This window comes from Streptomyces sp. NPDC004561 (assembly GCF_053602155.1).
Window position 1 is genome coordinate 1 of sequence record NZ_JBSGDB010000349.1, and the last position, 9,746, is coordinate 9,746.

The following is a 9,746-nucleotide window of genomic DNA, read 5'->3' on the forward strand; positions in this document are numbered from 1 at the left end:
GCGGGCGTCGAGTGGCGGTAGTGTGCCGCGTAGGCGATGTCGAGGCGGTGGATGAGGACGAGTCCCAGGCCGCTGAGCAGGGTGGCGAGCGGCAGGATCAGCGGATCGGCGTGGGGCGCGAACCGGCGTACGGTGACATGGCACACGACGGGCAGCACGGCCGCGGCCAGGCACGTCAGTGCCGTGCTGGGTGGAAGCTTCCCGGACACGGCGAGGTTCGTCTCCACGTATCCGTACAGGCAGATGGCGATCGCGCCGAGAACCAGGAGCAGTTCCAGGTTCCGGTCGCTCATGCCCCCCGACCGGCCTGGCCGCACCGCCAGCCTCGTCGGTCCACGCCGACCAGTCATGCCTTCCCCCTCGATCGGGTCGGCCGCCGGAGTCCCCCTCCGGACCGCGGCCAACAAAGTTATATGGTTGCGCAATAGCGCAATTGAACTGTAGCCGAGGGTGGGTAAGAGGAGGGTTGGCGTGGCGGCAGCACGCAGGTGGGGGCGCCGCGGGCGGTGGTCGGTGGTGATCGGGGTGGGCGTGGTCCTCGCGCTCGTGGGCTATCTCGCCGTTCGGTTCATCCGCTCGGCGCCGTCCGACCAATGCACGGCGCACGGCACGGACGGTGCGACCGTCACGCTCGATCTGGACCAGGCGTCCCACGCCGCGACCATCGCGGCCGTGGCGCACGCGCGCGGTCTTCCCGAACGGGCCGTCACCGTCGCCCTGGCGACCGCGATCCAGGAGTCCAAGCTCCGCGATCTCGCGTACGGGGACCGGGACTCTCTCGGCCTGTTCCAGCAGCGCCCGTCCCAGGGCTGGGGCAGCGCCGCGCAGATCCGCGATCCCGTCTACGCGTCGGGCAGGTTCTTCGACGCGCTGGTCAAGGTGCCGGACTACGTCGATCTGCCGGTCACCGAAGCCGCGCAGCAGGTCCAGCACAGTGGCTACCCGGAGGCCTACGCACAGCACCAGGCCATGGCCACGACGCTGGCCGACGTGCTCACGGGACAGGAAGGGCCCGCGCTGAGCTGCACGGTGAGCGCAGCCGATCCGACAGCCTCCGCCGGGCAGAACGGTGCGGCGGACGCCGTACACGAGGACGGCACCGGTGACGCTGTCGCGGCGGCCGTCCGGCGGGAGTTCGGCCGGGCGCCGTCCGCCGTACCCGCGACCGGCGGCGCCGGCGTCAGCTACCCGATCGCGACCAACCAGGCGGCCACGGGCTGGTCCCTCGCCCTGTGGCTGGTCTGCCACGCCACCACGCTGCACACCACCTCCGTGACGTTCGACCGCCGGCACTGGAGCAGCACCGAGTCGGACCAGGGCTGGACGCGTATGGCGCCGGGTTCCGGGGCGGGGGCCGTATCCGAGTCGGGGCCGGGGGGCACCTCGAGGTTGGCAGTGACACTGGGGAAGCACACGTAGGGCCTGGCCCAGGGACTCGGCACTGGGCACTATTCCTGCACGGGCTGCTGGACCCTTGTCGACTGAAGGAGCCCCACGGTCACCCACACGGCGAACATGGACGAGTCGCTGTAGGAGACGAACGCGACGGGGCCCCCAAAACATAACGTCGAGCGCCATGCCGACGTTCCCGAAGGACTGGAAGGCGAGCCAGGCGGCATCCCGCTGGCGACGATAGTGCTGTACAGGTCGGTCGACTCGCGCGCGATCCGGCAGGGCCGCCACAGGATGATCCCGATCAGGCCGATGATCAGGATACCGTCGTGCGAAGCCCAGTTCTTCGCCGGCGACGGTGAAGACGGGGTCGGTCTGCTACTCGGGCACGACAGCCGCTGACCTGCATGGCCCCCACCGATCAGGGCCCCAGCCGTACTGGAACGCGGGCCCGGCCTATGCCCTCTGGGCGGGCGGCTACTTCGGCGGCGCCGGAGGTGTCGTCGGCGCCGTGCTCGCGGGCACCCTGCTCGGCAGCCTGCTCAGCGCGCCCTCGGCCTTCGCTGACGGTGGCGACGGCTTCCTGGGGACTGGCGACCTGCCGGAGGGCGGCGAGTTCTCCGGCGCGGACTTCAACGCCTCGGACTTCAGAGGCAGTTTCGGCGGACTTCGGCTCCGACGGCGGGAGCGACTTCGGCGGTGGCGACTGGCGACCTGACACCGAGCGGCACCCGCCGAGGACGGCCGGCCTCCGGCAGGCGGCGCCGGCTGACAGAGCGGCACCATCAGGAAACAATGCGTCAGTTGCGTAATAATGAAAGTATTGCTGACGGATCCGAGGGGGAGGACCGACCATGCGACGCGAGTCCACGGCGAAGCGCCTGCTGGAGGAACTGGCGACGGGATGCCCCTCGCCCGGCCCCGACGACCGGATCGAGCACACCTACCGGCTCGTGGCCGTCTCCGATCACGGCGGATGGCCGCTGCCGGGCACCATCACCGCCTGGTGGACCGGCCCAGGTGGCACCACCCTGTGCCGCCTGCGCCTGTCCGGCGTCCCGACGCCGCGCTGGGTGGTCTACGACCCCGACCGGATCGCCCTGCTGGTCTAGGGCGTACTGCCGAGGCAGGTTGGTCGAGTTTGTGCTTTGACGCCGTCTGAATCAGGTGACGGGCGAAGGCCTCCGTTGTGGAGTGGAGCTGTCGAGGAACCGCTCCGCCAACCAGGAGGCCTGGCTCACGCTGCTTCGACGCCTCATGCCCGTCTGCGCCTGGCGCGTCTGATTGTCGATGACGGTGGCCGGTCGCCCGTGCAGCCGAGCGCTACCACGTGTCCTGGCCCACCGCCAAGCGGTGGGCCGACCGATACGCCGAGTCCGGCCCGGCCGCAGCCCCGGCGTAGTGGCGGGGCCCCACATCCTCCACACCTACCACTACCACCGCAGCCACACCGCATTCGGCGACCACCCCCCGATCAGCCGTGTCTACAACGTCGCTGGTAAATCCAACCTAGTTGGCCAGGGCCGGAGACTCGGGCTTCTCCTCGGGGGCGGGATCGGTGCCGGTGACGATGCGGCGGATCGTCTCCAGCGGCAGCTTAGGCGAACCGTCCGTGTAGAGGAGGCCGTTGGTCTCCTGGGCGGTGTCCATGAACTGCGTGTAGCAGAAGCCCGCGACGATCGGGCTCGTGTGCAGCACACCGAAGATGTCGCCGAGCAGGGCGGCGTACTGCGTGTCGGAGCTGGTCCGCGTGTAGGAGAACTCGTCCTCCTCGGCGCCCACGGACAGACCGCCGAACTCGGTGACAATCAGGGGGACTTCCCCGGTGCGGTAGCGCTCCGTCTGCCGCGCGTCGAGCGAGAGGGTTCGCCCGGCCGGGCCCGGCGAGGCCAGCAGTGCCTCGAACCCGGCGGCGTCGCCGTAGCGGCGGGTGAGCAGCCCGGGGTCCGAGGAGTAGTCGTGCACACCCATGATGTCGCTGTCGGTGTGCTCCCAGCCCTCGTTGGACATGACCGGGCGGGTCGGGTCCAGGGCGCGGGTGAGGTTCGCGAGCGCGACCGTGTAGGCCTGCTGCGCCGGGTCGTTCGCGATGTCGGAGCAGCCCCAGCTCTCGTTGACCGGCACCCAGGTGACGATCGAGGGGTGGCTGCGGTCGCGCCGCACCATGTCGAGCCACTCACGGGTGAGCAGTTCCACGGCCTGGGTGCCGTACTCGTACGCGGCCCCGGTCTCGCCCCACACCAGCAGGCCGAGCCGGTCGGCCCAGTACAGGAAGCGCGGGTCCTCGGCCTTCTGGTGGATACGGACCGCGTTGAAGCCCATCGCCTTGATCAGCTCGACCTCGCGGCGCAGTTCGGCGGTGCCGGAGTTCGCGATCAGGGTGTCGGGGCGGTAGCCCTGGTTGAGTACCGAACGCATGTAATAGGGGCGGTCGTTGAGCAGGAAGGCGCCCCGGCCGACACCGGCGCTGCGCAGACCGACGTAGCTGACGACGGTGTCGAGCACCTCGGAGGTGGCGGCGTCGCGGACGGTCACCCGCGCGTCGATCAGGGTGGGCCGCTCGGGGCTCCACAGCAGGTCCTCGCGGTCGATGCCGTTGCGCAGGGCGGGGACGACGAGGTCGATGCGGCTGCGCGAGGTGCGTACCGCAGAGGTGGACTCGGCGAGCACCTCGCCGCCATGGCTCAGCACGATCTCCACGCTCACGGGGGCGGCCGGCACCGAGGCCAGGGTGATCTCGGCCTCGACGCCGCGCGCCGGGTCGGGGATCCAGGCCAGGTCGGTGACGTGCAGACCCGCGACGGTCTCGGTCCACACGGTCTGCCAGATGCCGGTGGTCCGTTCGTACCACACCGCGTGCGGCCGGTCCTGCCAGTCCTGCTTGCCGCGCGGCTGTGCCAGGTCGGCCGGGTCGTCCTCGGCGCGGACGACGAGCACGTGCTCGTCGGCGCCGGGGCGCAGCGCATCGGTCACGTCGGCGGTGAACGGCGTCTGGCCGCCCACGTGCTCCGCCACCAGCCGGCCGTCCAGCCAGACCTTGGCCCGGTGGTCGACGGCTCCGAAGTGCACCAGCGCCCGCTCGCCGCCGCTGACGGCGAGGACGTCGTGGGGTATGCGGCGGCGGTACCAGACCACCGCGTGCGCAGCGGTCTCACCGATGCCGGAGGCGGGGGCCTCGGGCGGGAAGGGGACGGTGATCTCCCGGTCGAACGCACCCGTCGCCTCCTCGGAGAACCACGCATCGCGCTCGCCCTCGCGGGCGTCGTCGTACCCGAACTCCCAGACGCCGTCGAGGCTGTGCCACTGCTCCCGCTGCAGGATCGGCCTCGGATACGTCCCGTCCTGCTCGCTCGCCTTCACAGATCCTCCTCCTGGCTTATCCGGAATTCCCGGCATAGGCGTTTCTACGATCGAAGCCCTGTCATCATGAGTGATCTTTTGCATCGATGCAAGGCTCCGGTGGGATGCGACGATGAGTCCGGGCTCTCCGGTGCGGCAGACTCTGAGAGCCTGTCGGGCGCCCGATCGAGGCCAGCCGGCAGGCTCTGAGTGCCGACACGACGGGAAGGAGGCCCCAGTGGCCAAGGTGCGGATGCGGGACGTGGCCGAGCACGCCGGCGTGTCGGTGCGGACGGTGTCGAACGTGGTCAACGGCTACTCGCACGTGAGCCCCGACACCCGCGCCAAGGTACAGCGCTCGCTCGACGAGCTGGGCTACCGCATGGACTACCTGGCCCGCGGCCTGCGCTCGGGCCGCACGGGCTTCATCGCCCTTGCGGTGCCCTTCGTCGCCGAGCCCTACTTCGCCGAGCTCGCTGAGGCCGTGATCCGGGCCGCAGGCCGGCGCGGCATCACGGTGCTCGTCGAGTCGACCGCGGGCGACAGCGAGGTGGAGCGGCGGATCCTCGAGGGCGGCCTGACCAATGTCGCCGACGGTGTGCTGCTGAGCGCCCTGACCCTGCCGGCGAGCGACATCGCCGCAAAGAAGCCGGACTTTCCGCTGGTCATGCTGGGTGAGCACAGTGTCGGCGACCAGTTCCCGCGGGTCGGCATCGACAACGTGGAGGCCGCCCGCACCGCGGTCGAGCACCTGCTGGAGCAGGGCTGCCGCTGGATCGTCGCACTCGGCCGCAACGGCAGCGAGAACGGTCGCCAGCGCACCGAGGGGTACGAGCAGGCGATGTCGGCGGCCCGGGTACGGCGGGTGAACTGGCTGGTCGTACCCGTCGAGGACTGGACCAGGGACCAGGGCTACGCGGCCGTGCGGGAGCTGCTGGAGGGCGACGGCCCGCTGCCCGACGCCATCTTCGCCTTCAACGACGCGCTCGCCGTCGGCGCGCTGCGGGCCCTGGACGCCTTCGGGGTACGGGTGCCCGAGGACGTCGCCGTCGTCGGCATCGACGCCATCCAGGAGTCGGCCTACACCCACCCGCCGCTCAGCTCCATCGCCCCTGATCTTGACGCCATCGCCGAGCGTTCGCTGGCCCTGCTGGAGGAGCAGATGCAGCGCCCCGGAGGGTCCGAGGAGGACGTGTCCGGCGAGGACGCGCAGGTGGGAGCGATGGTGGCGGCCCCTCAGGAGGCCACGCCGTACCGGCTGGTCGTCCGGGAGTCCTCGCGCCGTGAGCCCCCGCAGGAGTGAACCGGGGCCCGGCGCGCGAGGTGACGCCTGTCCCGCTGACGCCTGTCGCGGTGTACGACGGCCCGGCAGGTGCAGGGTGGGTCCGGCGCGTCGGGCGCGGCGCGCCCGCATCCCGAGGATGCGCGATTCATGAGGGTGTGGGGGAGTGTGGTTCGAGCGCTGACCGGCGTGGTGAGGAGCGCGCGCCGCCCCGGAACCATGCCCCGCGCCGCCCCGGAACCGCTTCCTGCGCCGCTGTGGAACCGGCCTCGGGGGAGTGACGGAACCGGCCTCGGAGGGGTCGCGGAACTGGCCTCGGAGGGGTCGCGGAACTGGCCTCGGGGGGTCGTGGAACCGGGCGGTGGGTCACGGGAGATGGGTCGGCGGGATCGCGGGAGACGAGTCGACGGCGTCGCTTCAGTGGCCCGGCGGGCTTCTTCCGATCGATGTATTGCATCGTTGCAAAACGTGTGCCAAGGTCTGCGCCATCGAGTTCACATCGAAGTAACGAGGTGAATACCCCTATGAGCGGAGCGATGGCGCGCCGACGGTTTCTTGCCCTCGGTGGTGGCCTTGCCCTGACCGGAGGGCTCGCGGCGTGCTCCTCCCCGCTCGCGTCCGGCCTGACGGGCTCGCAGCCGAACACGGCGGATGTCATCTTCTGGAACCTCTTCACCGGTGGTGACGGCGCCAACATGGTGCTGATGGAGAAGGCGTTCCAGAAGGCCAACCCGGGAACGACGGTCGAGGCGACCATCCTGGGCTGGGGCAATCCGTACTACACGAAGCTGGCACTGGCCACCGCGAGCGGCACGCCGCCGGACGTCGGCATCACCCACCTCTCGCGGCTTCCGCTGCTGGCCTCCTCCGGCCTGCTGCAGCCGATCGAGCGGACCCCCCTCGGGGAACTGGGTGTCACCCAGGACAAGTTCACCCCGGCGGCCTGGAAGAAGGCCACCGTGGACGGCACGGTGTACGCGGTCCCGCTGGACACGCACCCCTTCGTCCTCTATTACAACGTGGACATCGCCCGCAAGGCGGGCCTGCTGAACTCCGCCGGCGACGGTCTCGTGCCCCTCAAGGGCAAGGAGGACTTCGTCGGCGCGGTGAAGGCGATGAAGAACGCGGGCGGCGCCCAGTACGGCGCGGTCATGTCGATCACCGCCGACCCGTCCACGGCCTGGCGCTTCTTCAGCATGATCTACTCTGGCCTCGCCGGCCCGATCGTCACCGACTCCGGGACGAAGATCGCCATCGACGACGAGGCGATGCGGGAGACGGTCGCCTTCATGCAGAGCCTGACCGGTCCGAACCTGATGCCGAAGAGCCTCACCGGCGCCGGCGCCAACGCCCTCTTCAGCACGGGCAAGGCCGGATTCCTCTTCGACGGCGAGTGGCAGATCCCGACGTACCGGCAGGTCAAGAACCTGAAGTTCAACGTGGTGCCGTTCCCGGCGCTGCTCGGCTCGAAGCCGGTGGCGTACGCCGACTCGCACGCGCTGATCCTGCCGCGCAACGACCGCGGCAACGAGACCCGCACCCGCAACGCCGCGAAGTTCGTCAAGAGCCTGCTCGACAGCAGCGCGGTGTGGGCCGAGGGCGGGCACATCCCGGCCTGGCTGCCCACGCAGAAGAGCAAGGCGTTCCTCGACCTGTCGCCGCAGCGCAACTACGTGCAGGCCGCATTCGACGCCCAGTACGACCCGGTGGCCTGGTACACCGGCGCCGGCTCGGACTTCCAGGGCGTGATCGGCGGAACGGTCATCGAGGCGCTCGCCGGGCGGATCTCGCCCAAGGGCATGGCGGGCGCGATGCGCTCCGCCCTGAAGCGGTACACCACGTCCCGACCGCCGGTCACGATGAAGTAGGAGGCAGTCACCATGACGACCGTCGTCTCGACGCGACCGGCACCCGCCGCGGCCCCCACGGGCCTCGCCGCCGACCGGCCCACCCGTTCCGAACGCCGGGCGGGCAGGCTGCTCACCGCCCCCTTCCTCGTGATCTACCTGCTGTTCCTGGTCGGCCCGCTGCTCGTCGGCGTGGTGCTGAGCTTCTTCAACACCACCACCGTCAAGAGCGGCCTCGGGGACTTCGTCGGCCTGTCGAACTACCGCGAGGTGCTCACCGACTCCCTCTTCTGGGAGAGCATGTGGCACTCGGTGCTCTTCACGCTGCTGACCACGCCCCCGTTGGTGATCCTCGCGCTGGGCGTCGCCATCCTGGCCTCGCGCATACGCCGCGGCCGGCTCTTCTACCGCATCGCCTTCTTCGTGCCGTACGTCGTGCCGTCCTCCGTGGTCACCCTGGTCTTCCTGTGGATGTACACCCCGCAGATCGGCCTCATACCGAAGGTCTTCGACGCCGTCGGACTGCCGGTGCCGGACTTCATCGGCAGCACCTCGGGCGGCTGGACCGCCGTCGTGCTGATGACCGTGTGGTGGACGTTCGGCTTCAACTTCGTCCTTTACACCGCCGCGATCCAGGACGTCCCCGCGGACGTCTACGAGGCGGCGGCGATCGACGGCGCGAGCCCCTGGCAGCAGATCCGCCACATCACGGTGCCGCTGCTCGGCCGGACCACGAGCCTGGTGCTGATCCTCCAGATCCTCGCCTCGCTGAAGGTGTTCGACCAGATCTACCAGCTGCTCGGCGGCGGACCCAACCAATCCACCCGACCGGTCATCGAGTACATCTACGACACCGGCTTCACCGCCTACCGAGGTGGCTACGGCGCTGCCGCCACCATGGTGTATTTCGTCATCATCGTCGCGATCTCGGCGGCCTGGTACGGGCTGCGGCGCCGTCGCGCGACCAGCAGCGCGGCCTGAGCGGAGGACCCATGACCACCATCACCCAGCCGCAGTCCGCCGAACCGAAGGGCGCGGTCAACGGCGCCAAGCTCTTCAACCGGCTCTGCGCCGTGTGCCTGACCCTGTTCGCCCTGATCTGGCTGGTGCCCTTCGTCTGGGCACTGATCACCTCGCTGCGCGACGACGCGTCCATCACCCAGAGCCCCACATCGATCTTCGCCGGCGGCTGGTCGCTGGATGCCTACTCGACCGCCTGGGACAACCATCCGATCGGCACCTGGTACCTCAACAGCCTGGTGATCTCGGTGCTCGCCGTCATCTTCACGGTGGCCTTCTGCTCGATGGCCGGATTCGCGCTGGCCTTCCTGCGCTTCCGCGGCCGGGGCCTGGTCATGGCCGTCGTCACGGCCGGACTGATGCTGCCGACCGAGGCGCTGGTACTGCCCCAGTTCATCGAGTACCGGTCGTTCCACCTGCTCGGCACGTTCTGGGCGCTGATCCTGCCGTCGGTCGCGGCACCGATCTCGGTGTTCGTCTTCCACTCCTTCTTCCGCGGCATCCCCACGGCACTGATCGAGGCGGCCCGCATCGACGGCGCGAGCTGGTGGCGGGTCTACGCCACCGTTTGCATGCCGATCTGCCGGCCGGCGGTGTCCACGGTCGCGATCCTCACCTTCATCGGCTCCTGGAACTCGTTCCTGTGGCCGCTGCTGGTCCTCAGCCAGACCAAGTCCCAGACCATCCCTGTGGGCCTCGCCTCACTGGTGGACCCCACCAGCCCCCAGTACGCCGAGGTCATGGCCTCCTCGGTCCTCGGCTTCATCCCGCTCATCGCGGTCTTCCTGGTCTTCCAGCGCCAGATCGTCCAGGGGATCGCCACGACGGGCATCAAGTGACGGACCCGACCCCGCCGCCGCCTCGCC

The 9,746-nt window shown here is 69.8% G+C and carries 8 protein-coding genes and 3 pseudogenes; 8 read left to right on the plus strand and 3 right to left on the minus strand.

All coding sequences use genetic code 11. From position 1 onward, the window contains the following. A pseudogene (locus tag ACWEN3_RS33265) lies at nt 1-293 on the minus strand (FtsW/RodA/SpoVE family cell cycle protein); the annotation flags it as partial. A gap of 178 nt (nt 294-471) precedes the next feature. Between ACWEN3_RS33265 and ACWEN3_RS33270 the strand changes: the two are divergent. Then, complete coding sequence (locus tag ACWEN3_RS33270; protein WP_452978471.1) at nt 472-1,419, plus strand: heavy metal transporter; 948 nt, start codon at nt 472-474, stop codon at nt 1,417-1,419. A 29-nt stretch (nt 1,420-1,448) separates the two neighbouring features. Here the strand turns inward: ACWEN3_RS33270 and ACWEN3_RS33275 are convergent. Further along, nucleotides 1,449-1,770, minus strand: a pseudogene (locus ACWEN3_RS33275) (FtsW/RodA/SpoVE family cell cycle protein); the annotation flags it as partial. On the opposite strand from ACWEN3_RS33275, the gene ACWEN3_RS33280 reads away from it, so the two are divergent. The 3 genes and pseudogenes from ACWEN3_RS33280 to ACWEN3_RS33290 form a co-directional block, all read left to right on the plus strand. After that, the gene (locus tag ACWEN3_RS33280) at nt 1,751-2,110 is read left to right on the plus strand and encodes a hypothetical protein (RefSeq protein WP_452978490.1); all 360 of its coding nucleotides are present in this window, start codon (nt 1,751-1,753) and stop codon (nt 2,108-2,110) included. The pseudogene ACWEN3_RS33275 and the gene ACWEN3_RS33280 sit on opposite strands and share 20 nt — an antisense overlap. 136 nt (nt 2,111-2,246) lie before the next feature. Further along, nucleotides 2,247-2,504, plus strand: coding sequence for a hypothetical protein (locus tag ACWEN3_RS33285; protein ID WP_452978474.1), 258 nt, complete (start codon nt 2,247-2,249; stop codon nt 2,502-2,504). Between the two features lie 120 nt (nt 2,505-2,624). Continuing rightward, nucleotides 2,625-2,782 (plus strand): annotated as a pseudogene (locus tag ACWEN3_RS33290) (helix-turn-helix domain-containing protein); the annotation flags it as partial. A gap of 119 nt (nt 2,783-2,901) precedes the next feature. Here ACWEN3_RS33290 and ACWEN3_RS33295 read toward each other — a convergent pair. Beyond that, nucleotides 2,902-4,752 (minus strand): glycoside hydrolase family 2 protein, encoded by a 1,851-nt coding sequence (locus ACWEN3_RS33295; RefSeq protein ID WP_452978476.1) that lies wholly within the window; start codon nt 4,750-4,752, stop codon nt 2,902-2,904. 217 nt (nt 4,753-4,969) lie between these two features. Here ACWEN3_RS33295 and ACWEN3_RS33300 point away from each other — a divergent pair, with 217 nt between their 5' ends. The 4 genes from ACWEN3_RS33300 (at nt 4,970) to ACWEN3_RS33315 (ending at nt 9,719) form a co-directional block, all read left to right on the plus strand. Next, a complete protein-coding gene (locus ACWEN3_RS33300; RefSeq protein ID WP_452978479.1) occupies nt 4,970-6,034 on the plus strand; it encodes a LacI family DNA-binding transcriptional regulator in 1,065 nt (354 codons plus the stop codon). Between the two features lie 503 nt (nt 6,035-6,537). Further along, nucleotides 6,538-7,881 (plus strand): extracellular solute-binding protein, encoded by a 1,344-nt coding sequence (locus ACWEN3_RS33305; protein ID WP_452978482.1) that lies wholly within the window; start codon nt 6,538-6,540, stop codon nt 7,879-7,881. A gap of 12 nt (nt 7,882-7,893) precedes the next feature. After that, nucleotides 7,894-8,841, plus strand: coding sequence for a carbohydrate ABC transporter permease (locus tag ACWEN3_RS33310; RefSeq protein WP_452978485.1), 948 nt, complete (start codon nt 7,894-7,896; stop codon nt 8,839-8,841). Nucleotides 8,842-8,852: 11 nt separating this feature from the next. Then, nucleotides 8,853-9,719, plus strand: a complete 867-nt coding sequence (locus ACWEN3_RS33315) for a carbohydrate ABC transporter permease (RefSeq protein WP_452978487.1) — start codon at nt 8,853-8,855, stop codon at nt 9,717-9,719. Nucleotides 9,720-9,746 lie beyond the last annotated feature (27 nt).

What these genes read in the sequence shown, in the direction of transcription:
- ACWEN3_RS33310 (WP_452978485.1), top strand. Translation starts at nt 7,894, where the DNA reads ATGACGACCGTCGTCTCGACGCGACCGGCACCCGCCGCGGCCCCCACG.
- ACWEN3_RS33315 (WP_452978487.1), top strand. Translation starts at nt 8,853, where the DNA reads ATGACCACCATCACCCAGCCGCAGTCCGCCGAACCGAAGGGCGCGGTC.
- ACWEN3_RS33305 (WP_452978482.1), top strand. Translation starts at nt 6,538, where the DNA reads ATGAGCGGAGCGATGGCGCGCCGACGGTTTCTTGCCCTCGGTGGTGGC.
- ACWEN3_RS33285 (WP_452978474.1), top strand. Translation starts at nt 2,247, where the DNA reads ATGCGACGCGAGTCCACGGCGAAGCGCCTGCTGGAGGAACTGGCGACG.